The following is a 23,528-nucleotide window of genomic DNA, read 5'->3' as shown; positions in this document are numbered from 1 at the left end:
CAGGTCACGCTTCAGAGCGCGTCCAGCCCGCGCTCTCCGGTGCGCACACGGACGATGTCGTCCACGGGCACCGACCAGACCTTGCCGTCACCGATGCGGCCGGTCCGAGCGCTCTTGACCAGGACGTCGATGATGTCTTTGGCATCCTCGTCGTCCACGAGCACCTCAAGTCTCACCTTCGGGACCAGGTCCACGGTGTACTCCGCGCCGCGGTAGACCTCCGTGTGACCCCGCTGGCGGCCGAAACCGCTGGCCTCGCTGACCGTCATGCCCTCGATCCCGAAGGACTCCAGCGCGGTCTTCACCTCGTCGAGCATGTGCGGCTTGATGATCGCGGTCACGAGCTTCATGCGGTGGCCTCCTCGTCGTGGTTGATGTCCCCGTCCGCTCGACGGGGGGCGGTGGTACCGGAGAGGGCGCCCCGCAGGCTGGAGGTCAGGTTGCCCAGGTCGTAGCCGGTCTCGGCGTGCTCGGCGTTGTCGATCCCCGCCATCTCCGACTCCTCGTCCAGCCGGAAGCCGATGGTCTTCTGCAGGGCGAAGCCGATGATGAGGGTGAGGACCAGGCTATACACCAGCACGGCGAGCGCACCGACGGCCTGGCGCCACAGCTGGTCGACGCCGCCGCCGTAGAACAGCCCGTCGACCCCCGCGGGGGCCTCGGCGGTGGCCAGGAAGCCGATCGCCAGGGTGCCCCAGAGGCCGCCCACGAGGTGGACGCCGACGACGTCGAGGGAGTCGTCGTAGCCCAGCTTGTACTTCAGGCCGACGGCCAGGGCGCAGAGGACGCCGGCCACGAGACCGACCAGGATGGCGCCGACCGGTGAGACGGCTGAACAGGCCGGGGTGATCGCGACCAGGCCCGCCACCACGCCGGAGGCCGCGCCCAGCGACGTCGGGTGCCCGTCGCGGATCTTCTCGGTCACGAGCCACGCCAGCGCGGCAGCGCCGGTCGCGACCATCGTGTTCACCCAGACGGTGGAGGCGGCGGCGTTGGCGGTGACGGCCGAACCGGCGTTGAAGCCGAACCAGCCGAACCACAGCAGGCCCGCGCCGATCATCACGAGGGTGAGGTTGTGCGGCCGCATGGGGTCGCGCCGCCAGCCGACCCGCTTGCCCAGCACGAGGGCCAGGGCCAGGCCCGCGACGCCGGCGTTGATGTGCACGGCGGTGCCACCGGCGAAGTCGATGGCCTTCAGGTTGTTCGCGATCCAGCCGCCGACGTGCTCACCGGCGGAGAAGTCGAACACCCAGTGGGCGACCGGGAAGTAGACGATCGAGGCCCAGATGCCGGAGAAGATCATCCAGGTGGAGAACTTGGCGCGGTCGGCGATGGCGCCGGAGATCAGGGCCACCGTGATGATGGCGAAGACGGCCTGGAAGCCGACGAAGGCCATCGCGGGGTAGGTGGCGATCTGCTCGGGGTCCGCGACCACCGTGACGGTGTTGTCGGTGCTCATCAGGCCCTTGAGGCCGAGGTACTGCAGCGGGTCGCCCAGCAGGCCCCGGCCGACGTCGTCGCCGAACGCCATCGAGTAGCCGTACAGCACCCACAGCACGGAGATGAGAGCCAGCGCCCCGAAGCTCATCATCATCATGTTGAGGACGCTCTTGGCCCGGACCATGCCCCCGTAGAACAGGGCCAGACCCGGGGTCATCAGCAGCACCAGGGAGGCTGAGGTCAGGATCCACGCGGTGGTCCCGGTGTCGATCTCGAGTGGTGTCATGTTGCTTCTTCCGGTGAAGGAACGGGTGGGTGGACGTCCGCCGGGCTGGATCGGTGGACGCTGGTGGGGGACACGTGAACTCTGTCCGGCTCGTGTTGCGGCCGGGGCGCTGACGGTTACACCGGTGTGACAGTTCCCCCCGTCAGGTGACGAGCGTGTTTCGTGCGGTGACGGTCCGGAGTCGGGGACCTCACATCCCCGCGCCGCGGGGGCGTCCCCGTAGGATCGGCAGCCGACGACGGGGGGGCCGCAGCCCCCCAGGAGGAGGACCGATGGCCTGGTTGGTGACCGGAGGGGCGGGCTACATCGGCGCGCACGTCGTCCGCGCGTTCGTGCAGGCCGGCACCCCGGTGGTGGTGCTCGACGCCCTGACCAGCGGCCACCCGCAGTTCGTGCCGGCCGACGTGCCCTTCGTCCGCGGGACGATCCTCGACGGCGACCTGGTGCGGCACACCCTCGTCGAGCACGAGGTCACCGGTGTCGTGCACCTCGCCGGTTTCAAGTACGCCGGGGTCTCGGTGACCCGGCCGCTGCTGACCTACCAGCAGAACGTGACCGGCACGGCGACCCTGCTCGAGCAGATGCAGGCGGTCGGGGTCGACCAGCTCGTCTTCTCCTCCTCCGCCGCCACCTACGGGACGCCCGACGTCGACCTGGTGACGGAGTCGACGCCGACCTCGCCCGAGTCCCCGTACGGGGAGTCGAAGCTGATCGGGGAGTGGCTGCTGGCTGACCAGGAGAAGGCGGCGGGTCTGCGGCACACCTCGCTGCGCTACTTCAACGTCGTCGGCTCGGCGACCCCGGAGCTCTACGACACCAGCCCGCACAACCTGTTCCCGGTCGTGCTGAGGCTGCTGGCGGAAGGTCGGACGCCGCAGATCAACGGCGACGACTACCCGACCCCGGACGGCACCTGCGTCCGCGACTACATCCACGTGGAGGACCTGGCCGCCACCCACCTGGCCGCCGCGCACGCGCTGGCCGACGGTCGCCCGCTCGAGCGGGTCTACAACCTGGGCAGCGGCGACGGCGTCTCGGTGCGGCAGATCATGACCACCATCGCCGAGGTGACCGGCCTAGACTTCGAGCCCGTGGTCGCGCCCCGGCGGTCCGGCGACCCCGCGCGGATCGTCGCCTCCGGCGAGCTGGCCGCCCGCGACCTGGGCTGGCGGATGACCCACGACCTGCGGTCCATGGTGGCCAGCGCCTGGGAGGCGCAGCAGCGGGCCGCCGCCCGCTGACTTCCGGTCAGACCACCCGGACGTCGGCCAGGTCCGCGCCGAGCGCCCGCGCGGCGGCGGCCGCCGGCTCGGCCAGCTCCGCCTCGTCCGGCGCCCGGCAGCGGCTGAGCGGCCGGACCTCGACCCGGACCGAGGAGCGGACGGCCACGGTGCGCCAGGTGGCCACCAGCCGACCCTCGCGGAGCACCACCGGCGCGAACTGCCCGTTGGCCTTGGCCCACACCTCGACCAGCTGCTCGGCGTCCAGGAACCGGGTGCGGTGCCGGCCGTGGAAGCCGACCAGCAGCGCGTCGAACTCGGGCAGCAGCCGGACGCCGACGGGCCCGGGACCCTCCGGGCCCGGCTCCGCCAGGTCGACGAAGGTCTCGCCGTCCGGCCCGTCGAGCCGGACCAGCGCCTCGCCGAGGTCCGCGACGGCGGTGTCGACCGCCCCCAGCGTGGTGCCGCAGAAGAACGCCAGGTCGGCCCGGGTCGCCGGCCCGACCGCGCCGAGGTGCACCCGGACCAGGCCGGCCAGCGCCACCGCGAAGGTCGGCTCGGGCAGCCCGGGGACGACCGAGCGGGCGCGCCGGTGCAGCACGTCCGTCCGGGTCTCCCAGCGCTGGTCGGGCGGCCGTCGCAGCAAGCCGCTGTGACCCCAGAGCAGGGCGGCCACGGGGCTGGCGGTCACCGACGCGGCCACCGCCGCCGACTCGTGCACCGCGAGCCACGCCCCGGCGTGCTCCACCACCTCGGTCCGGGGCCGCCAGGCGTCGGCGGCGAAGGCCTCCAGCTCGGCCAGCAGCTCCTCCGGCGTGACCCGGCTCAGCCGGAGCTGGGCGGCGACCATGCCGCGCCGCCCCCGCCGGGCGACCGCGTCCAGCCCGGGGTACTGGGCGACGACGCCGGTGTGCACGGTGCCGCGGAGGCTGCTCGTCTTCAGCAGCCGGTGCTCCTCGAACAGCCGGCGCACGGTCGACCGCTCGACCCCGGGCAGCCGGGAGGCCGCGGTGAGGAAGGGGGAGCGCGGCACCTGGGACTGGACGGGGCCCAGGCGGTCCAGCAGCTCGAGCACCGCGGCGTCGTCCACGCCGCTGACGACGGGGAACTGCCGGACCAGGGTGCGACGGGCCAGCTCGTCGGCGCTCAGCCGGGTCATGGCCCGACGCTAGCGCCAGCGACGACGTCAGCGCGGGCGCGTGACCAAGGCCTCGTGCTGAGGGGAGCGGAAGACCTGCGATGAGCGGCGTGGGCTGGGACCAAAGACCCGAATATGACCCGATTAGCCGCGCAGGAGCCCTTCTCGCTTTCCTGTGCTGAGAAGTCTTGATTCACTTCTCCTGCTGGCCAGATGGCTGCACCACAGGGGTCCGATCGGGGCGGAACCATCGACTCAAGGAGTTCTCATGACCCGAGCGTACGTACACCTGCTCGCCCTCGCCACCGTCGCCGGCTACCGCCTCGAGAAGCACTTCGAGGACCGCAAGGACCGTGGCGCCACCGCCGTCGAGTACGGCCTGCTGGTCGGTCTGATCGCCGTCGTGATCATCGTCGCCGTGACCGCGCTCGGTAGCCGCCTCAACGTCCTGTTCCGCGGCATCGTCACCTCGCTGGGCGGCACCACTCCCTGATCTGCCGGGGTGGCCCCTGGCTCTCGTCGCGTGCGGCTCGACCTCCGGGCGAGTCGCACGCGGCCGAGGCGGCTCCACCCCAGGTCCTCGGCGTCCGACGACGGGGCGCCCGACCAGGGAAGGGCGCGCAGCGCTCGGGATGACGAGCCTCCGGGCCTGTCACGTCGCCAGCTCGCCCCTGCTCCCGCCAGGCCGGTCCTCAGACCGTCCTGCCGATCACCCGGATGCTGCGACCCAGCGGATCCGCTCCGGGACCCGACCACCGACTCGAGGAGTTCCCATGACCCGTGCGTACGCACACCTGATGGCTCTCGCCACCGTTCTCGGCCACCGCTTCGAGGACCGCGAGGACCGCGGTGCCACCGCCGTCGAGTACGGCCTGCTGGTCGGCCTGATCGCCGTGGTGATCATCGTCGCCGTGACGGCCCTCGGTGGCCGCCTCGACACCCTGTTCCGCAGCGTCGTCACCTCCCTGGGCGGCACGACCCCCTGACGTCCACGGCGGCCCCGGCCTCCGTCCGCCCGGTGCGCCCTCGACCTCGTGACGAGCCGCGCTGGACCCCCACCCCGAGCAGGAGAGCGATGACCGTGAGCGGAGGCGAGCGTGGCGCGGCTGCCGTGGAGTTCGCCCTCGTCGTGCCCCTGCTCGTCCTCCTCGTCCTGGGGATCGCGGAGTTCGGGCGGGCCTACTACCTGCAGACGACCCTCTCGGGCGCGGCGCGCGAGGGCGTCCGGGTGATGGCCCTGAGGAACGACACCGGGCAGGCCCGGACCGCGGTCCGCAACGCCGCGAGCCCGCTGGTGCTGAGCGACGCCCAGATCGACGTCACGCCCGGCTCCGGCACCTGCCTCTCCACCGCGACGAGCTCGCCGAACGCCACCGTGACCATCCGGTACACCATGACGTTCGCGACCCAGCTCATCGGCACGACGCTGGACCTGCAGGGCAAGGGGGTCATGCGGTGCGGAGGATGAGGGACGAACGTGGTGCGGTCGCCGTGGTCGTCGCCCTGCTGATGGTGCCCGTCCTCGGGTTCGCGGCCATCAGCCTCGACGTGGCGGGCCTGTGGTGGGAGAAGCAGCAGCTGCGGAGCGGGGCGGACGCCGGGGCCCTGGCCATCGCCCAGGACTGCGGGAAGGCGGGCCCGGCCTGCTCGGCACCGGCCGGCACCGCGCAGCAGATGGTCACCCTCAACCACCCGCGGTCAGCGGCGACCGGAACGGTGACGAGTCTCTCGGCGGGCCGCGTCACCGTGCGGGCCAGCGCGACCCGGACCCACGTCTTCGCCCCGGTCCTCGGCGTCGACTCGACACAGGTCAGTGCCGAGTCCACCGTGGCCTGGGGCTTCCCGTCGGGCGGCCGGGCCGTCCTGCCCCTCGCGTTCTCCTGGTGCGAGTGGATGCAGCAGACCGGCGGCGGGCTGCCTTCTGGTTCGACCCCGCACACCGTCTACCTGACGAAGACCTCGGGGACCGTCGACTGCACGGGGCCGTCCCGCAACGTCGTCCCGGGCGGGTTCGGCTGGCTGACCGCCGACAGCGGCACCTGCAGCGCCACCACGGCGCTCGGCGACGTCGTGATGAGCGATCCGGGCAACTCCGTGCCCAGCGGGTGCTCGACGACCAGCGTCGCAGCGCTCCGGAGCAGGAACGTGCTGCTGCCGATCTTCGACTCGTCCGCGGGGACCGGCTCGGGCGCCAGGTACCACATCTTCGGGTACGCCGCCTTCATCATCACCGGCTACGACTTCGGGGGCCAGTACTCCTGGAACAGCCCCTGCAACGGCAACGCCCGGTGCATCCGGGGCTACTTCGCCGGGTTCGTCGACCTCACCGAGTCGTTCACCTACTCGCCCACGGCGCCCGCCCTCGGGGCCGCCGTGGTCGACCTCATCTCCTAGGAGCTCCCCATCAGACGTCGTGTGCTGGCTGCCGTGACCGCACTCCTGCTGGCCGTCGTGGGCGGGCTGCTGCTGCTCGTGTACGTGGCCAAGGCGGACCAGCGCGCGGTGGCCGGGCTGCAGCCCGTCCGGGTGCTGGTCCTCACCAAGGCCGTCCCCGAGGGCGCCACCAGCAGCGAGCTGGCCGCGGCGTTGGAGGAGCGGCAGCTGCCCGGGACCGCGGTCGCACCCGGCGCCGTGACCAGTCTGAGCGAGCTGCGCGGACGGGTGGCGACGACGTCCCTGCAGCCGGGGGAGCAGCTGCTGCTGAGCCGGCTCGCCGACCCCGCAGCCCTCGAGGCGGCCAAGGGCGTCACCGTCCCGGAAGGTCTCCACCAGGTGTCGGTGACGCTCGAGCCGCAACGGGTGGTCGGCGCGTCCCTCGCCCCGGGTGCGACGGTCGGGGTCTTCCTCTCCACGAAGGACAGCACCCGGCTCACCCTGCAGAAGGTGCTGGTGACGGCCGTGCAGGGCGGCGCCGTCGGCGCGGAGGGTGGGGCCGCCCCCCAGTCCACACCGCTGACCGTGACGCTCGCGCTCTCGGGTGCCGACGCCCAGAAGGTCGTCTTCACGGCCGAGCACGGCACCATCTGGTTGTCCTCCGAGCCCTCGGACGCGCCCTCCACCCAGACGTCGGCCACGACCGAGAAGAGCCTGTACTCATGACCCGCATCGTCGTCTGCACCGCCTCGGCCGACCTCCTGGAGCACCTGCGGGCCCCGCTGGCCCCCTTCGGTGAGCGCTACCAGCTGGTCACGATGCCGGAGGTCCCCACCCCCGCCGACGCCGGCGTGCTGTGCCGCGACGCCGCGGAGGGCCCGCCCCAGGTGGTGGTCCTCGACTGCGCCACCGCCGGCACCGGGGTGACGCTGGAGCTGGCGGCCCGGCTGGACGAGCTGTGCCCGAGGATCAGCGTGGTGCTGGTCAGCGACGCCGGCGCCGAGGTGGCCCTCGCGGCCATCCGCGCCGGCGCGACCGACATCCTGCACCCGGCCGCCGACGCCCGAGAGGTCGTGCTGGTGATCCAGCGTGCCGCCGAGCTGGCGGAGGTGCGGGCGGCTCAGCACCGGGGAGGGCCGCCGGCCGCGGCCCTGCCGAGCACCGGACGGGTGATCAGCGTCGTCTCGCCGAAGGGTGGGGTGGGCAAGACGACGGTCGCCACCAACCTCGCCGTGGGGTTGGCGAGGACGGCACCGCAGGCCACCGTGCTGGTCGATCTCGACATCCAGTTCGGCGACGTGGCGAGCGGGCTCAACCTCGACCCGGAGTACTTCCTGCCTGCGGCGGTCAGCGGAGCGGCCAGTCGCGACACGATGGTGCTCAAGACGTTCCTGACGCTGCACGAGACCGGCCTCTACGTGCTGGCGGCGCCGGAGTCGCCGATCGAGGCGGACGGCATCTCGGCTGACGACGTGCGGGGACTGCTCCGCACGCTGGCGACCGAGTTCCGCTACGTGGTGGTCGACACCGCGCCCGGGCTGTCGGAGCACACGCTCGCGGCGATGGACGAGACCACCGACCTCGTCCTGCTCAGCAGCATGGACGTCCCCGGCCTGCGCGGGCTGCGCAAGGAGCTGGAGACGTTGCGGACCCTCGACCTGCTCGGGCAGCGGCGGCAGATCGTGGTCAACTTCGCCGACCCCGCCACCGGTCTCAGCGCCGCCGACATCGAGGCCACCATCGGCGCGCCGGTCGACGTGATGCTGCCCCGGTCCAAGGCCGCACCCGCGTCGGTGAACCTCGGCGTGCCCCTGCTGCAGAGCGGGACACGCGATCCGATGACCCGGCAGCTCCGCACCCTCGTCGGCCGGCTGAGCGACCACGAGGCGGGCGGGAAGCCGGCCAGGCCGCTGCCGGGCTTCCGGGCGAAGCCCAGCGGCCCCACCCCTCGCCGGGCCGCTTCCGGCTGGTTCCGCCGACCCCGGGCGGTGGCGTCATGACGCTGACCGACCGCATGCAGGCTCTCCGCGGCGGCGGTGGTGGCGGCGACGTCCGTCCTGCCCACGAGGCCGTCCCTGCCGCAGCGGCGGCGCCGTCGCAGCCCGTCGCCGCAGCCCCGGTCGTCGCGGTCACCCGCACGTCCGAGGCGTCCGGCAACGAGGCGCTGACCAGGCTCAAGGACCGCGCGGTGAGCGCCCTCTTCGACCGGATGGGTGCACGGCTCAACGACCCGACGCTCAGCGAGAACCAGCTGCACGCCCTGGTGCGGACGGAGCTGAACCACGTCGTCGAGCAGGAGAAGGTCCCGCTCAGCGGTGAGCAGCGCCAGCGGCTGATCGCCGACGTCGAGGACGACGTGCTCGGCCACGGGCCGCTGCAGCGACTGCTCGACGACCCCACCATCACCGAGATCATGGTCAACGGACCCGACCTGGTGTTCGTCGAGCAGAACGGCAAGCTGACCTTGAGCAGCGCCCGGTTCACCTCGGAGGACCAGCTGCGCCGGGTCATCGAGCGGATCGTCTCGCGGGTCGGTCGGCGGATCGACGAGTCCTCGCCGCTGGTGGACGCCCGGCTGTCCGACGGCAGCCGCGTGAACGCCGTGATCGCCCCGATCGCGTTCAGCGGGTCCTCGCTGACCATCCGGAAGTTCGCCAAGGACCCGTTCAAGGTCCACGACCTGATCAGCTTCGGGACCCTCTCCCCGGAGATGGCCGAGCTGCTCCGCGCCTGCGTCGAGGCCCGGCTGAACATCATCGTCTCGGGCGGGACGGGGACCGGCAAGACGACGCTGCTCAACGTCCTCTCGTCCTTCATCCCCGAGGGCGAGCGGATCGTCACCATCGAGGACGCGGTCGAGCTCCAGCTCCAGCAGACGCACGTGGTCCGGCTGGAGAGCCGGCCGCCGAACGTCGAGGGGCGGGGCGAGATCGGCATCCGGGACCTGGTCCGCAACTCCCTCCGCATGCGCCCCGACCGGATCGTCGTCGGCGAGGTCCGGGGCGGGGAGTCGCTCGACATGCTGCAGGCGATGAACACCGGCCACGACGGTTCCCTCTCCACCGTGCACGCCAACTCGCCCCGGGACGCCGTCGCCCGGCTGGAGACCCTGGTGCTGATGGCCGGCATGGACCTGCCGCTCCGGGCGATCCGGGAGCAGATCGCCTCGGCGGTGGACGTGGTCGTCCAGCTGACGCGGCTGCGCGACGGGACGCGCCGGGTGACCGCGGTCACCGAGATCCAGGGCATGGAGGGCCAGACGGTGACCATGCAGGACGCGTTCCTGTTCGACTACTCCGCAGGGGTCGACGCCCACGGCCGCTTCCTCGGCAAGCCGGTGTCGACCGGGATCCGGCCCCGGTTCACTGACAAGTTCGCGGACCACGGCATCACCTTGTCGCCGCGGGTCTTCGCCACCCCGCGGACCGGGCCGGGTCCGCGGTGACCGGGTCCCTGCCCTGGGTGGTGTGGCTCGGCGTGGGCGCCTGCACCGTGGCCCTGGCGTGCTTCGCCCTCCCGCTGCTGGCGCCGCGCCCGGTACGGCTGCCCCTGGACCGGCGACGACCACCCCGTCAGGAGGAGGCGACGGCGCTGAGCGGGGCCACCGCCGCCGCGACCTCGCTGATCGGTCGCGTGCTGAGTCGCCGAGGATGGAGCCGCACGCTGGCCGTGGCGCTCGAGCAGGCCGGCGTCAAGCTCGCGCCTCAGGACGCTGCCCTCTTCCTCGTGGCGGCCGTGCTCGTCGGCGGGGCCCTGGGGGTCGTCCTCGGTGGCGTCGTCGTCGGCCTGCTGCTGGCGGTGCTCGTCCCGGTGCTGGCGAAGGTCTGGCTGGGCAGCCGGGCGCGGAAGCGCCAGCGCGACTTCGCCGACCAGCTCGACGACTCCCTGCAGCTGATGGCCAGCAGCCTGCGCGCCGGTCACAGCCTGCTCCAGGCGCTGGCGTCCGTGGCGTCCGAGGCCGAGGAGCCCACCTCCGAGGAGTTCGCGCGGATCATCAACGAGACCCGGGTCGGCCGCCAGCTCGGCAGCGCGCTGGAGGAAGCGGCGCGGCGGATGCAGAGCGAGGACTTCGTCTGGGTCATCCAGGCGATCGCCATCAACCGGGAGGTCGGCGGGAACCTGGCCGACGTCCTGGACGGCGTGAGCGAGACCATCCGGGAGCGCAACCAGATCCGGCGACAGGTCAAGGCCCTCGCCGCCGAGGGGAAGCTGTCGGCCGTCGTGCTCATGCTGCTGCCCTTCGGCATCGCCGGTTTCCTCCTGATGTCGAACCCCGCCTACATGGTGAAGTTCACCGAGAGCTTCGCCGGCTACGCGATGATCTTCGTGGCCGTGGTGCTGCTGGTGGTGGGTGGGCTCTGGCTCCGCAAGACCGTCCAGGTCACGTTCTAGGAGCACCACGCACCTCATGCCTCCGCTCCCGCCCCTCGCCCTGACCGCCGTCGCGCTGCTGGCGTCCGGCGTCGCCCTGCTGGTCTGGACCGTCCTGTCCCGTCCCCACGTCGACAAGGCCGCGCTGGCCAACCTCCGGCGTGGGCTGAGGCTGCCGACCGGGGAGCAGGAGGTGGCGGGCGGGCAGGCGTCAACCCTGGCCCAGCTGGCGCACCGGCTGACGCCGCCGGGCCGGCGGCGCGTCCTCGAGCGCCTGTGGAGCCGGGCCGGCCGGCCCGCAGCCTGGCCCGTGCCGCGGCTCGTCGTGGCCAAGCTGGTGCTGCCGCTGGTCGCGCTGGCGCTCAGCCTGCTCTACTTCACGTCGAAGCCCGGCACGCTCGCCCTGCTGGTCGGCGGCGGCGTGACCGTCGTGTGCCACTTCCTGCCGGAGCTGCTGCTGCACAGCCGCGCCCAGGAGCGCGGCCAGCAGATCACCCTCGAGCTCGCGGACACCCTCGACCAGATGACCATCGCCGTGGAAGCCGGGCTCGGGTTCGACGGGGCCATGGCCAAGGCGGGCCAGAACGGCCAGGGGCCGCTGGCCGAGGAACTCGTCCGCACGCTGCAGGACATGCAGCTCGGCCAGTCCCGACGCGACGCCTACGAGGCGCTCGCCGGGCGGACCGACGTGGTCGACCTGCGGCGGTTCGTGCGCGCGGTGATCCAGGCCGACAAGTACGGCGTCGCGGTCGCCGAGGTGCTGCGCACCCAGGCGGCAGAGATGCGGTTGAAGCGTCGCCAGCGGGCGGAGGAGAAGGCCATGCAGATCCCCGTCAAGGTGATCTTCCCGCTGATGCTCTGCATCCTGCCGGTGCTGTTCATCGTCCTGCTCGGCCCGGCGGCGATGGACATCGTCGGCGCCTTCAGGTGAGGGGCGCCCCAGCCGGCCCCGGCCGGGGCGTTCGAGGCCCAGTGCTCGTGCGGCCGACCGGTCCCGGACGCAGGAGAAGTCGCGACCTGCCTGCTCGGGGGTTCAGGTAGGTCGCGACTTCCGCCCCCCACATCGCTCGACCCCGACCGTTCATTACCGGACTGCGGGATCCTTCTCGGCGCCCTCACCCGCCGACCGCTGCGGAGCGCGGATCAGGGTCGTGGCGGGGCGGGCCGGTGGTCTACCATGGGGCCCATGAACCGCGCTCTCCTTGCCTAGCCGCGTAGGCGATCCCTACGCGGCCACCCCTCGCGCCGACCCGGCGGGGGGTTTTTTTCTGCCCGGGAACGGGCGCGGAGAGCGACTAGGGAGTGAGCAGCAGTGACCGACCAGCTGGAGCAGACCGGGACCACCGGACGCGACGACGACGGGACGGGGGAGACCCGGCCCGGCTACGACGCCGTCGCCGCGCAGACGCGTTGGCAGAAGTTCTGGGAGACCGACCAGACCTTCACGCCGAAGGACGACGGGTCGGCCGAGCGCCGCTACGTCCTCGACATGTTCTCCTACCCCTCCGGTGACCTGCACATGGGCCATGCCGAGGCCTACGTGATGGCCGACGTCGTCTCCCGCTTCCTGCGGCTGCGGGGCTACGACGTGCTGCACCCGATCGGCTGGGACTCCTTCGGCCTGCCCGCGGAGAACGCGGCGATCCAGCGCGGCACGCACCCGGCGGAGTGGACCTACGCCAACATCGAGACCCAGGCCACCTCGTTCCGCCGCTACGGGCTGAGCGTGGACTGGTCCCGGCGGCTGCACACCTCCGACCCCGAGTACTACCGCTGGACGCAGTGGCTGTTCCTGCGCTTCCGCGAGCGCGGGCTGGCCTACCGCAAGGCCAGCTACGTCAACTGGTGCCCCAAGGACCAGACCGTGCTGGCCAACGAGCAGGTGGTCCAGGGAGCGTGCGAGCGCTGCGGCACCGTGGTCATCAAGCGCCAGCTGACGCAGTGGTACTTCAAGATCACCGACTACGCCCAGCGGCTGCTGGACGACATGGACCAGCTGCAGGGCGGCTGGCCCGACCGGGTGCTGACGATGCAGCGGAACTGGATCGGCCGCTCCGAGGGCGCGCACGTCGACTTCAGCGTGGAGGGCGGGCCGGAGGACGGCCGCGTGGTCACCGTCTTCACCACCCGACCGGACACGCTGTACGGCGCGACGTTCTTCGTGGTCGCGCCCGACGCCGCGCTGGCCGGCGAGCTGGTCACCGACGAGCAGCGGCCCGCGTTCGAGGAGTACCTGGCCCGGGCCCAGCAGGCCACCGAGATCGAGCGGCAGGCCACCGACCGGCCCAAGACCGGCGTCTTCCTGGGCGTGCACGCGGTCAACCCCGCCAACGGCGAGCGGTTGCCCGTCTGGGCGGCCGACTACGTGCTGGCCGAGTACGGCACCGGCGCGATCATGGCGGTGCCCGCCCACGACGCCCGTGACCTGGAGTTCGCCCGGACCCACGACCTGCCCGTCCGCCGGGTGATCGACACCGGCGAGCCCGACCCGGCGGAGTCCGGCGTCGCGACGACGGGCGACGGCACCTACGTCAGCTCCGGCGAGCTGGACGGCCTGGAGGGCAAGGAGGCGGGCGTCCGCCGGATGGTCGAGCGGCTGGAGGCCGACGGCGTCGGCGCGGGCGCCATCACCTACCGGCTGCGCGACTGGCTGCTGAGCCGCCAGCGCTACTGGGGTGCGCCGATCCCGATCATCCACTGCCCCGACTGCGGCGAGGTCGCCGTGCCCGACGACGAGCTGCCGGTGGAGCTGCCCTACCTGACGGGGTCGGCGCTGGCCCCCAAGGGGACGTCCCCGCTGGCCGGTGCCCCCGACTGGGTGGCGACGACGTGCCCGCGGTGCGGCGGCCCGGGGCAGCGCGACACCGACACCATGGACACCTTCGTCGACTCGTCCTGGTACTTCTTCCGCTACTGCTCCCCGGGCTACGCCGACGGGCCGTTCGACCCCGACGACGTGCGCCGGTGGATGCCGGCCGCGCAGTACGTCGGCGGCGTGGAGCACGCGATCCTGCACCTGCTGTACATGCGCTTCTTCACCAAGGTGCTGTTCGACATGGGGCTGGTGGACTTCGTCGAGCCGACGCAGCGGCTGCTGAACCAGGGCCAGGTGATCAACCAGGGCCGGGCGATGAGCAAGTCGCTGGGCAACGGCGTCGACCTGGGCGCCCAGATCGACCAGTTCGGCGTCGACGCCGTCCGGCTGACCGTCGTGTTCGCCGGCCCGCCCGAGGACGACATCGACTGGGCCGACGTCTCACCGGCCGGCTCGCTGAAGTTCCTGCAGCGGGCCCACCGGCTGGCGCAGGACGTCACGAGCGCGCGCGGCACCGACCCGGCCACCGGCGACCGGGCGCTGCGGCGGGAGACCCACCGGCTGCTGGCCGAGGTCGAGCAGCTGGTCGAGGGCCAGCGCTTCAACGTCGCGGTCGCCCGCGTCATGGAGCTGGTCAACGCCACCCGCAAGGCGGTGGACTCCGGGCCGGGCGCCGCGGACCCGGCCGTCCGGGAGGCCGTCGAGGCCGTCACCATCGCGCTGAGCCTGGTGGCGCCCTACGTGGCCGAGGAGATGTGGGAGCTGCTGGGGCACGAGCCGTCGGTCGCGAACGCGTCCTGGCCGGTCGTCGACCGTTCGCTGCTGGTCACCGAGTCGGTGACCTGCGTGGTGCAGGTGCAGGGCAAGGTCCGGGCCCGGCTGGAGGTCACCCCGGACGTGACCGAGGACGAGCTGCGGACCCGGGCGCTGGCCGACGACGGCGTGGTCCGGGCCCTGGCGGGCCGCGAGGTCGCCAAGGTGATCGTCCGGGCGCCCAAGCTGGTCAGCATCGTCCCCGCCTGAGCAGCGAGGTGCGTGCGAGCTCCCGGGGTGACTGCACCTCGTCAGCCCGCGCGCTCCGGGCGGGGGCGGGGTGCCGGGGCCCGGTCAGCCGCGTGCGGCGACCACCGCGACCACGCCGCGGTGGTCGGTCCCCGGCACCTCGACGGTCCGGAACGCCGTCGCGGTCAGGTCGTCGCTGACCAGGACGTGGTCGATGGCGATCAGCGGCGGGACCCGCCCCTGCGCCGGGTAGGTCGGGTTCCAGCCCGCCCCGACGAGGTCGTCGCTGTCCCGGAAGCCGTCGCCCAGCAGGCGGCGGAGGCTGGGGTGGCTGTCCACGGCGTTGAAGTCGCCCGCCACCACCGTCCGCGTGCGCGGCAGGGCCAGGCGCACCTGCTCCTGCTCGCCCGCCCAGCCCGACCCACCGCGCACCGGACGCTGCGGGTGGACCGCGACCACGGTGACGCTGCCCATCCCCGGCACCTGCAGGTCGGCGCGCCAGTGCTGGTCGCCGAGGGCGGCGTCCAGCGGGCCGTCGGACCGGACCGGGTACCGGCTGTACAGGTGGGTGCCGGACGCGCCCGTGCGCGGCAGCGCGCCGCTGCCGGCCTCGAACGGGAACCGCTCCCGCACCCCCGCCGCCTCGAGCGCCTGGCGCGCCGGCTCCGTGGCCTCGGTGAGCACAAGCACGTCGACGTCCTGCGCCGCCTGCAGCAACGCCCCGGGGTCGGCGCCCCCGTAGAGCATGTTCTGGGCCAGCACGCGCAGCTCGCCGGGACCGCCGGCCGGCCGGTCGTCGGCGACGTAGCCGGGCACCAGCCACGCGAGGTGGACGGCGGACAGCCCCAGCGCCAGGCCGACGGCGACCAGCCGCAGGCGGTTGCGCCGCAGCAGCACCCCGCCGAGCAGGCCCAGCACGGCGACGAGGTAGGCCAGCGCCCCGGCGTCGGTGAAGGAGGTCACCATCACCCAGGTGTCCGGGGCGACGCCCGGCACCCCCGGGAGCACCCGCGCCAGGGTGGTGGTCGCGCCGGCGGCCAGGGCGAGCACTCCCAGGGTCGTGGCCACGCGGGCGGCGACCCGGCGGCCCGTCACGCCGACCGCCCGACGCGGGCGAGCAGCCCCAGGTGGTCGGTCCCGTCCACCGGCACCCGCTCGAGCGCGGTGACGCCCAGGGCGGGGTCGACGAGGACGTGGTCGATGGCCAGCAGCGGGGGCAGCCGCCGCCCGGCCGGGTAGGTCGGCGCCCAGCCGCTGCCGACCAGGTCGGCCCCGCTGCGCAGGCCCAGGCGCCGCAGCTGCTGCATCGGCCCGTGGTCGACGACGGCGTTGAAGTCGCCCGCCACCACCAGCGGGCCGCCCAGCCGGCCCTGCACCTGCCGGCGGAGGTCCTCGTGCTCGCGGGCCCACCGGTCCTGGCCGCAGTAGGGGTTGCAGGGGTGCACCGCGACCAGGGCGACGGCCCCGACGTCCGGCACGTCGACGGTGGTCGCCCACTGGTCGAAGAAGCTGGAGCCGAACTGCTCGCTGCCGCTGAGCGGGAAGCGGGAGAAGACGGCGGTGTTGGTGACGCGGCCGCCGGAGGCGCCCGCGTCGTAGGGGAAGCGCTCCCGCCAGCCACGGGCGTCGAGCGCGCGGACCAGGGCGGAGGTCACCTCCACCAGCACGACCACGTCGGCCTGCGCGGCCGCGGCCCGGACCTGCTCGGGGTCGGCCTCGCCCTTGTAGGTGTTGAGCGTGAGCAGGCCGAAGGTGGTGCCGGGCACCGGCCGGTGGTCGGGGACGAAGTAGGGCAGCTGCCAGCCGACCTGGGCGCCCAGCAGCAGCGCCACCACGCCCGCCAGCGCGGCCAGCCGCGACCGCCGACGGGCCCGCACCAGGGCCCCGAGCAGGCAGAGCAGGGCGCACCCCAGCAGCGGGAGGCCATAGGGGACGAACGCGGCGACGAGGGCGGCGGCGTCGTCCGCGGGGGGCAGCCACCGCATCGCGGTCAGCACCAGCCCGGGTACGGTCAGCAGGAGGCCGACGGTGACCAGCGCCGACTGACCGGGGCGGCCGGCCTCGACGGTGTCCCAGGCGGGGCGCACCGTGCGCCGCGGACCGGCGGAGCCGCGGGTCCCGCTCACCGGCCGCGCCGGGGCGCCGCCGGGTTGCGCCGCTCCATCCGCAGCTCGACCGGGGCCGGCGGGAACTCGCACGGCCGCCGGTCGCTGCTCTCGGTCCAGCCGAGCGAGCGGTAGAAGGCGCGGGCCCCCTCGTTGCCCTCCAGCACCCACAGACCCGCCTGCGGCGCGCCGCCGTCGAAGATCTCGTGGGTCGCGAACTCGAGCAGCGCAGTGCCGTAGCCGCGCCGGGTGTGGTCCGGCACCACGCCGAGGTGGCGCACGGAGGCGTCGTCGAAGGCGACGAAGCCCACCGGCTCGCCGTCCTTCTCCAGGACGACGACCCGGACGGTCGCGTCCCGCAGCAGCCGGCGCCAGCGCCGCGTCACCTCGGTCACCGGGTAGGGGTGGCGGTCGGGCGGGAAGAGGTGGCGGAGCTCCTCCTCGCTGGCCGCCCGTTCCAGCCGGGTGAGGACGCGGCTCTCGTCGGGCCGGGCCCGCCGGATCCGCAGCCCGGTCTCGTCGTCCTCCAGCGGCGGGTCGTGCTCCTCGAGCATGTCGAACAGCTCGGTGGTGATCCGGTCGGCCCGGGTGAGGCGGCCCTTGCGGGCCGCCCGGTTCGACTTCTGCACGCACCACGCCTCGGCCCGCGCGTCGACGCCGGCCAGCACGAGGCCGTTCTCCCCGGGGGCGATCACGCGCAGGTCGTCCCAGCCGAAGCGGTGCACCGAGAAGGGGTTGACCACCGTGACCCCGGTGGCGTCGGCGCGCAGCCGCGGGTGCAGCCCGAACCGCCAGGCGTAGCCGAGGGCGATCACGCTGAGGGCGGCCAGCAGCGCCGGGGTGACCCAGCCGCGGTCGTCGGACCAGATGAGGTAGGCCAGCAGCGGGACCGCCACGGCGGCGACGACCATGAACACGACGACCACGGCGAGGGTGCCGGGCGCCGCCCGCCAGACCCGCCGGTCCCGTCCGTCCACTCGCCTGCTTCCCTCGCCGAACCCGTCCTCCAGCCCCGCCCCACCGCGCAGCCCGCCCCGACCGCGGCCCCTAGGCTGTGCAGGTGCCTGGCGTCGCGGTGGTGACCGACTCTACGTCGTCGTTCGCCCCGCAGCAGGCCGAGCGCGCCGACGTGCGCGTCGTCCCGCTGCAGGTCGTCCTCGACGGCCGGAGCCGGCCCGAGAGCGAGGTGGCCGCCGCGGAGGTGGCGGCCGCCCTGCGGGCCGGCCGCCGCGTCAGCACCTCGCGGCCGACGCCCGAGGTGATCGGCGCGACCTACGCCGGGCTCGCCGCCGCCGGCTTCACCGGCGTCGTCTCCGTGCACCTCAGCGGTGGCATCTCGGGCACCGCCCAGGCCGCCGAGGTGGCCGCCCGCAGCGCCACCCTGCCGGTCCGCGTGGTGGACAGCCGGGGGGCGGCGATGGCGACCGGCTTCGCGGCGCTGGCCGCCGCGCGGGCGGCTGGACAGGGCGCGGACCTCGACGCCGTCGTGGCCTCGGCGGCCCGGACCGCCGCAGCCACCAGCACCTGGTTCTGCGTCGACGACCTCGTCCACCTGCGCCGCGGGGGACGGGTCAGTGCCGCGACGGCGGTGCTGGGCACCGCGCTGGCCGTGAAGCCGCTGCTCACCGTCGCCGACGGCACCATCCGGGCGCTGGAGCGGGTGCGGACCAGCTCGCGGGCGCTGGCCCGGCTGGAGCAGCTGGCGGGGGAGGCCGTCCGGGCGGGCGTGGGGGCGGGCCGGGTCGTCGACGTCGCCGTGCACCACCTCGACAACGCTGACGCCGCGGAACGACTGGCCGCGGGGCTGCGCGCGCTGACGCCGGGCGGCTCCGTGCTGGTCAGCGAGCTGAGCGCCGTGCTCGCCGTGCACGTCGGCCCCGGGACGGTCGGCGTGGTGGTGTCCCCGGCCGCCTGAGCCGGCTGTCCCCAGGGCCGGTCGGGGCGCTGTCCACAGCGCCGCCGGCGGTGTGCTCGGTCCGGGGCGGGCGTCCGGAGGATGCCGACGTGGCCAGACGAGGTGATCCCGACCCGCTCCTGCTGCAGACCGTCAGCGAGCGGCTGGCGCGGCTGCTCGCCGAGCACGAGCCGCGGCGGGCCGTGGCTGACCCGCCCGCCGGTTCCGGCGGCGACGACCGGGCTGGCTCGGCGCCGGCCGCGATCGGCGCGCCGGCGGAGGACGTCGACGCGCTGCCCCCGCCCCGGCGCTTCGGCCGGGCGCACCTCGGCGTGGTCGCGGTCGTGCTGCTGCTCGGGGTCCTCGTGGCCGCCTGGAGCCTGGTGCGGGCGAGGCCGGTGGCCCTCGCCGCGCCGGAGCCCTCGACGGTGGTCGTCACCGAGCAGGCGCCGTCGGCCTCGGCCTCCGCCCGGGCGACGCCGTCCGCCGACCCCGGTGCGGGCACCGGCCCGGCGGCCGAGCTCGTGGTGCACGTGCTGGGGGCGGTGCGCCGCCCCGGGCTGGTCCGGCTGCCGGGGCCGGCCCGCGTCCAGGACGCCGTCGACGCGGCCGGTGGCCTCACCCGCGCCGCCGACCCGGGCGAGCTGAACCTGGCCCAGCTGCTGACCGACGGTCAGCAGGTGGTCATCGGCACCCGGGACGACCCCGACGGGGAGGTCCGCGGCAGCGGCGGTGGGCCGTCCGGCGACAGCTCCGGCGCTGGTGGGGGCGTCGGGCCGGTCCTGGACCTCAACAGCGCCGACGCGACCCGGCTGGAGGAGCTCCCAGGGGTCGGGCCGGTGACCGCCGCCAAGATCGTGGCCTGGCGGGACGAGCACGGCCGGTTCAGCCGGGTCGAGGAGCTGCAGGAGGTCGACGGCATTGGGCCGAAGACCTACGCGGAGATCGCGCCGCACGTCCGTGTCTGAGCCGTGGGCCCGGCGGACCGCCGCCGCACTCCGGGCCCGCCTCGCTCCGGACCGCCCGGAACCGTCGGAGGAGGCGACCGCCGCCGTGCGCGACCTCCGGGTGGTCCCGCTGGCGCTGGCCGCCGGGGCCGCGGCCTGGGCGGGGACCGGCGGGCGGCCGCTGGTCGGTCTCCTCGCCGCCGGGGCGCTCGGCCTCACCGCGACCGTCGCCGCGGCCATCGCTGCGGCCGGGCTGTCCCACCGGCGGGCCGGTGCGGACCGGACCGCCCCCGGGGCCTGGTGGCTGGTGACCGTGCTCGTGGCCCTGGTGGTCGGGACGATCGGCGTCGCGCAGGCGGAGCGGCTGCGGTCGGGCCCCCCGGCCCGGCTGGCCGCCGCCGGGGCGGTGGTGACGGCCCGGCTGGAGGTCCGCAGCGACGCCCGGCTGGTGGCCGGGAGCGCGACCCGGCCGCCGGTGCTGCTGGCGGGCGCCCGGCTGCTCGCCGTCAGCGGTCGGGGTGGCCACTGGCGGGTGCGGGTGCCCGTCACGCTGCTGGTCACCGGCGGCGAGGTCGGCTGGTGGGCCCGGCAGCCGGTGGGGACCACGGTCACGGTCGAGGGACGGCTGCAGAGCCCCCGGCGCGGCGACGACGTCGCCGCCCTGCTGCGGGTCCGGGCGCCGCCCACGGCCGTCGCGCCGCCGGGCCCTGCGGGCCGCCTGGTCGAGCAGGTGCGCGCCGGCCTCCGGCAGGCGGTGGCCGGCCGGCCACCCGAGCCGCGGGCCCTCGTGCCTGCCCTCGTCCTCGGCGACACCGCGGGACTCACCCCGGAGCTGCAGGAGGTGTTCCGGACGACCGGGCTGACCCACCTCACCGCCGTCTCGGGCGCCAACCTGACGCTGCTGCTCGCCTTCCTGCTGCTCGGGGCCCGCTGGGCCGGGGTGCGCGGCTGGTGGCTGCGAGGCGTCGGCCTGCTCGGCGTCGCCGTGTTCGTGGCGCTGTGCCGCACCGAGCCCAGCGTGCTGCGGGCGGCCGCCATGGGGCTCGTCGCGCTGGCCGCGCTGGGGGCGGGCGGCCGACGGGCCGGCCTGCGGAACCTCGGTGTGGCCGTGCTGGTCCTGCTGCTGGTCGACCCCTTCCTCAGCCGGTCCTGGGGCTTCGCGCTCTCGGTGCTGGCCAGCGGCGGGATCATCTGGTGGGCCCGGCCCTGGGCCGACGTGCTGGCCCGCTGGCTGCCCCGGCTCGTCGCGGAGTCGGTGACCCTGCCGCTGGCCGCCCACCTCGCGACCCTGCCGGTGGTCGTGCTGCTCTCGGGCCAGGTGAGCGTCGTCGGACTGCTGGCCAACGCACTGGCCGGACCGTTCGTCGGCCCGGCCACCGTGCTGGGGTTCGCCGCCGCCGGCGCCTCCCTGCTCAGCGTCCCGCTCGCCGCCGGGCTGGGCTGGGGTGCCGCCTGGTCCGCGCAGGCGATCATCACGGTCGCCCGGCTCGGGGCGCGGCTGCCCGGGGCCGCCGTCGGCTGGCCCGCGGGCCCCGCCGCGGTGGCGCTGCTCGCGGCGGGCTGCCTGCTGGCCGCGCTGCTCGTGCCCTGGCTGCTGGCTCGCCGGGTGCCCACCCTGCTGCTCGCGCTGGCCCTGCTGGTGGCGCTGGTCCGGGTGCCGACGGCGCCGGGCTGGCCGCCACCCGGCTGGCAGTTCGTCGCCTGCGACGTCGGCCAGGGCGACGGGCTGGTGCTCCGGGCCGGCCCGGGCCGTGCCGTCGTCGTCGACGCCGGCCCCGACCCGGTCGCGATGCGACGCTGCCTGGACACCCTGGGGGTGCGGACGGTCCCGCTGCTCGTGCTCACCCACTTCCACGCCGACCACGCCGACGGGCTGGCGGGGGTGCTGGCCGGGCGGACGGTGCAGCAGGTGTGGGTCAGCCCGCTGGCGGAGCCGGTGGGGGAGGTCGTCGCGGTCCGAGCCGCCGCCGCGGCGGCGGGGGCGGCCGTCACCGTGGCCGGGCCCGGCACCCGGGTGCGGGTGGGGGAGCTCGCGCTGCGGGTGGTGGGCCCGCTCCCGCCGCGCGGCACCGACGACGACGCGTCCGCCGCCCAGAACGACGCCAGCGTGGTGCTGCTCGCCGACGTCGGGGGCCTGACGGTGCTGCTGCCGGGCGACCTGGAGCCGCCGGGGCAGCGGGCCCTGCTGGCCGCCGGCGTCGACCTGCGGGTCACGGTGCTCAAGGTCCCCCACCACGGCTCCGGCCGGCAGGAGCCGGACTTCTTCGCCGCGACCGGGGCGCGGCTGGCCGTGGCCAGCGCGGGCCGGGACAACGACTACGGGCACCCGGCGCCGCGGACGGTCGCGCTGGCCCGCGGGCTGGGGATGACGGTGGTCTCCACCGACCGGGCGGGCGGGGTCGCCGTCACCGGCACCGACGCCGACCCGGGCCTGGTCACCCAGCGGCGACCGTGACCGGGCTCAGCGCAGCCGGGCGCCGGTGGCCGGGTCCAGCCGGGTGACGCGGTCGGCGCAGGTCACGACGACGGCGGCCCGGCCGGCGCCGACGTGACCGCGCTCGGGCGCGTCCCCGCCGGGCACGCCGGTGAAGCGCAGGCGGAGGGGCCGACGGTCCGGGCAGCTCCACCGCCACTGCTCGGTGCCGTCGGCGACCGCGACGGCGAGCAGCTGGTCGGCGCCGTTGTCCACGCGGTCGGAGCCGGCCAGCACCAGGGCCGGCCCGTACTGCGCGCCCACCACCCGGCCGGCCAGCCGTCGGCCCTCGGGATCGCGGGCGGTGACCGGGGCCAGCGAGAAGGGGAGCTCGCGGGTGACCAGCTGGCGGTAGCCCTCGAAGGAGGTCAGCTCCGTGCAGGTGAGGCCGGTGATGACCAGGGTGCGCGCGGGCGTCTCCGGGCCGGCCGGGCGGTCCACCTGCGCGGCGCCGCAGCTGAAGTGCACGGCGTCGGCCGGGCTGTCCTGCAGCAGCTGCGCGGCCCGGCGCTCCGCGGGCCCGACGGCGGCGCTGCCCACCAGCGCCGTCAGCACCAGGGCAGCGACCAGGACCAGCACCCGCACGCCGGTGCGGAGGTCGCGCCGCGGCGGCCAGCACTGGTAGCCGGCCCACACCGCCACGCCGACGAACAGCCCGCTGAGGTAGAGCAGCAGGGTCGTGCCGGTGGTCAGCGCCGCCAGCCGCAGGGCGACGGTGTTGCCCTGCAGGGCGGCGGCGGCATCACGCAGGTCGGGGCCGAACAGCGCCCGGCCGACCGCGGTGGGCACCGGGCCCACGACGGCGTACGCGGCCAGCAGCACCACCCCGTGCCGCCACCGCCGCTCGCGGTAGGCCTCGGGGTCCACCAGCAGCCCGGCGAGCCCCGCGTAGCCGGCGGTGCCGACCCAGAGCGCGAGCAGCACCAGCGTGAGCCCCGACGCCGATGGCCGGCCCCCGACCACCAGGGCGACGGCCATCACCAGGGCGACCAGCGCCCCGGCGGCCGCGGGCAGCACCGCGGCGCCCGGACCCAGCAGGCGGGGCCGTCGGTTCAGCACGAAGAGGACGACGGCGGCCAGCAGGAGGAGCACCCCACCCAGGCCGGGCTGGCGCCACTGCGCCTCGACCTGGGGCTCCCCGGCGCTGGTCAGCGCCTCCGACGCGAGGGGGGCCAGCTGGCCCAGCCACCAGTCGTGGGCGGGGAAGGCGCTGGTCTCGGGGATCCAGTAGGCGACCAGGAACAGCACGTGCACGCCGAGTCCGATCACCAGCGGCACCGCCGCCGCCACCCGCACCCGGGTCACGAACCGGGCGCGGTCGTCCGGCCGCTCCGGCACACCGACGGGGGAGAGGGCCGGGGCCGGCGCCTGCGGGTCGGCGTAGAGGGCGGTCGTGGCGACCGGCGCCGGCACGGGGCTGGTCGGCACGGGGCTGGGCGTCACGGGGCTGGGCGTCACGGGGGT

Annotated in this window: 21 protein-coding genes; 14 read left to right on the top strand and 7 right to left on the bottom strand. The window is 74.8% G+C overall.

Going from position 1 to position 23,528, the window contains the following annotated elements; all coding sequences use genetic code 11:
- Positions 1 to 11 precede the first annotated feature (11 nt).
- Positions 12 to 350, bottom strand: a complete 339-nt coding sequence (locus BLT72_RS14755) for a P-II family nitrogen regulator (RefSeq protein WP_091413825.1) — start codon at positions 348 to 350, stop codon at positions 12 to 14.
- Entirely contained in the window at positions 347 to 1,726 is a 1,380-nt protein-coding gene (locus tag BLT72_RS14750) for an ammonium transporter (protein ID WP_172826084.1), read from the bottom strand. The genes BLT72_RS14755 and BLT72_RS14750 overlap by 4 nt, the downstream gene beginning before the upstream one ends.
- Before the next feature lie 272 nt (positions 1,727 to 1,998).
- Here BLT72_RS14750 and galE point away from each other — a divergent pair, with 272 nt between their 5' ends.
- Positions 1,999 to 2,967, top strand: coding sequence for a UDP-glucose 4-epimerase GalE (gene galE / locus BLT72_RS14745; RefSeq protein WP_091413824.1), 969 nt, complete (start codon positions 1,999 to 2,001; stop codon positions 2,965 to 2,967).
- A gap of 7 nt (positions 2,968 to 2,974) precedes the next feature.
- Here the strand turns inward: galE and BLT72_RS14740 are convergent, their stop codons facing one another.
- Positions 2,975 to 4,105, bottom strand: a complete 1,131-nt coding sequence (locus tag BLT72_RS14740; protein ID WP_091413823.1) for a DNA glycosylase AlkZ-like family protein — start codon at positions 4,103 to 4,105, stop codon at positions 2,975 to 2,977.
- Positions 4,106 to 4,352: 247 nt separating this feature from the next.
- Between BLT72_RS14740 and BLT72_RS14735 the strand changes: the two genes are divergently transcribed.
- The 10 genes from BLT72_RS14735 to leuS all read left to right on the top strand — a co-directional run bounded on the left by BLT72_RS14735 (position 4,353) and on the right by leuS (position 14,666).
- Complete coding sequence (locus tag BLT72_RS14735) at positions 4,353 to 4,577, top strand: Flp family type IVb pilin (protein ID WP_091413822.1); 225 nt, start codon at positions 4,353 to 4,355, stop codon at positions 4,575 to 4,577.
- Positions 4,578 to 4,857: 280 nt separating this feature from the next.
- A complete protein-coding gene (locus BLT72_RS14730; protein ID WP_231930068.1) occupies positions 4,858 to 5,070 on the top strand; it encodes a Flp family type IVb pilin in 213 nt (70 codons plus the stop codon).
- 89 nt (positions 5,071 to 5,159) lie between these two features.
- A complete protein-coding gene (locus BLT72_RS14725; RefSeq protein WP_091413821.1) occupies positions 5,160 to 5,552 on the top strand; it encodes a TadE/TadG family type IV pilus assembly protein in 393 nt (130 codons plus the stop codon).
- Positions 5,549 to 6,478 (top strand): Tad domain-containing protein, encoded by a 930-nt coding sequence (locus BLT72_RS14720; RefSeq protein WP_091413820.1) that lies wholly within the window; start codon positions 5,549 to 5,551, stop codon positions 6,476 to 6,478. Before BLT72_RS14725 ends, BLT72_RS14720 begins: the two co-directional genes overlap by 4 nt.
- A gap of 33 nt (positions 6,479 to 6,511) precedes the next feature.
- Complete coding sequence (cpaB, locus tag BLT72_RS14715) at positions 6,512 to 7,183, top strand: Flp pilus assembly protein CpaB (protein ID WP_197677050.1); 672 nt, start codon at positions 6,512 to 6,514, stop codon at positions 7,181 to 7,183.
- Positions 7,180 to 8,457 (top strand): CpaE/TadZ family protein, encoded by a 1,278-nt coding sequence (locus BLT72_RS14710; protein ID WP_091413818.1) that lies wholly within the window; start codon positions 7,180 to 7,182, stop codon positions 8,455 to 8,457. The genes cpaB and BLT72_RS14710 overlap by 4 nt, the downstream gene beginning before the upstream one ends.
- The gene (locus BLT72_RS14705) at positions 8,454 to 9,902 is read left to right on the top strand and encodes a TadA family conjugal transfer-associated ATPase (protein ID WP_091413817.1); all 1,449 of its coding nucleotides are present in this window, start codon (positions 8,454 to 8,456) and stop codon (positions 9,900 to 9,902) included. The genes BLT72_RS14710 and BLT72_RS14705 overlap by 4 nt, the downstream gene beginning before the upstream one ends.
- Complete coding sequence (locus BLT72_RS14700; RefSeq protein WP_091413816.1) at positions 9,899 to 10,849, top strand: type II secretion system F family protein; 951 nt, start codon at positions 9,899 to 9,901, stop codon at positions 10,847 to 10,849. The genes BLT72_RS14705 and BLT72_RS14700 overlap by 4 nt, the downstream gene beginning before the upstream one ends.
- A gap of 16 nt (positions 10,850 to 10,865) precedes the next feature.
- Positions 10,866 to 11,759 carry a type II secretion system F family protein gene (locus BLT72_RS14695; RefSeq protein ID WP_091413815.1) on the top strand — a complete coding sequence of 298 codons (894 nt, stop codon included), beginning with the start codon at positions 10,866 to 10,868 and terminating at the stop codon, positions 11,757 to 11,759.
- 393 nt (positions 11,760 to 12,152) lie between these two features.
- Positions 12,153 to 14,666 carry a leucine--tRNA ligase gene (gene leuS, locus BLT72_RS14690; protein ID WP_091417531.1) on the top strand — a complete coding sequence of 838 codons (2,514 nt, stop codon included), beginning with the start codon at positions 12,153 to 12,155 and terminating at the stop codon, positions 14,664 to 14,666.
- An 84-nt stretch (positions 14,667 to 14,750) separates the two neighbouring features.
- Here leuS and BLT72_RS14685 read toward each other — a convergent pair whose 3' ends face one another.
- From BLT72_RS14685 to BLT72_RS14675, 3 genes are read right to left on the bottom strand one after another with little or no spacing between them, the layout of a single operon-like run.
- A complete protein-coding gene (locus BLT72_RS14685; RefSeq protein ID WP_091413813.1) occupies positions 14,751 to 15,740 on the bottom strand; it encodes an endonuclease/exonuclease/phosphatase family protein in 990 nt (329 codons plus the stop codon).
- Positions 15,737 to 16,771: an endonuclease/exonuclease/phosphatase family protein gene (locus BLT72_RS14680; RefSeq protein WP_091413811.1), complete on the bottom strand. Its 1,035-nt coding sequence runs from the start codon at positions 16,769 to 16,771 to the stop codon at positions 15,737 to 15,739. Before BLT72_RS14680 ends, BLT72_RS14685 begins: the two co-directional genes overlap by 4 nt.
- Positions 16,768 to 17,727 (bottom strand): GNAT family N-acetyltransferase, encoded by a 960-nt coding sequence (locus BLT72_RS14675; protein ID WP_091413809.1) that lies wholly within the window; start codon positions 17,725 to 17,727, stop codon positions 16,768 to 16,770. The genes BLT72_RS14680 and BLT72_RS14675 overlap by 4 nt, the downstream gene beginning before the upstream one ends.
- A gap of 83 nt (positions 17,728 to 17,810) precedes the next feature.
- On the opposite strand from BLT72_RS14675, the gene BLT72_RS14670 reads away from it, so the two are divergent.
- The 3 genes from BLT72_RS14670 to BLT72_RS14660 all read left to right on the top strand — a co-directional run bounded on the left by BLT72_RS14670 (position 17,811) and on the right by BLT72_RS14660 (position 22,046).
- On the top strand, positions 17,811 to 18,665 hold the full coding sequence (locus BLT72_RS14670) for a DegV family protein (RefSeq protein ID WP_091413807.1): 855 nt from the start codon (positions 17,811 to 17,813) through the stop codon (positions 18,663 to 18,665).
- 89 nt (positions 18,666 to 18,754) lie between these two features.
- Positions 18,755 to 19,612, top strand: a complete 858-nt coding sequence (locus BLT72_RS23340) for a ComEA family DNA-binding protein (RefSeq protein ID WP_197677049.1) — start codon at positions 18,755 to 18,757, stop codon at positions 19,610 to 19,612.
- Between the two features lie 85 nt (positions 19,613 to 19,697).
- Entirely contained in the window at positions 19,698 to 22,046 is a 2,349-nt protein-coding gene (locus tag BLT72_RS14660) for a ComEC/Rec2 family competence protein (protein ID WP_172826083.1), read from the top strand.
- 6 nt (positions 22,047 to 22,052) lie between these two features.
- Here BLT72_RS14660 and BLT72_RS22785 read toward each other — a convergent pair whose 3' ends face one another.
- On the bottom strand, positions 22,053 to 23,522 hold the full coding sequence (locus BLT72_RS22785) for a hypothetical protein (protein ID WP_197677048.1): 1,470 nt from the start codon (positions 23,520 to 23,522) through the stop codon (positions 22,053 to 22,055).
- Positions 23,523 to 23,528: the final 6 nt, after the last annotated feature.

Source organism: Friedmanniella luteola (assembly GCF_900105065.1).
Taxonomy (GTDB): Bacteria; Actinomycetota; Actinomycetes; order Propionibacteriales; family Propionibacteriaceae; genus Microlunatus; species Microlunatus luteolus.
This window is presented reverse-complemented; position numbering and strand designations above follow the sequence as displayed.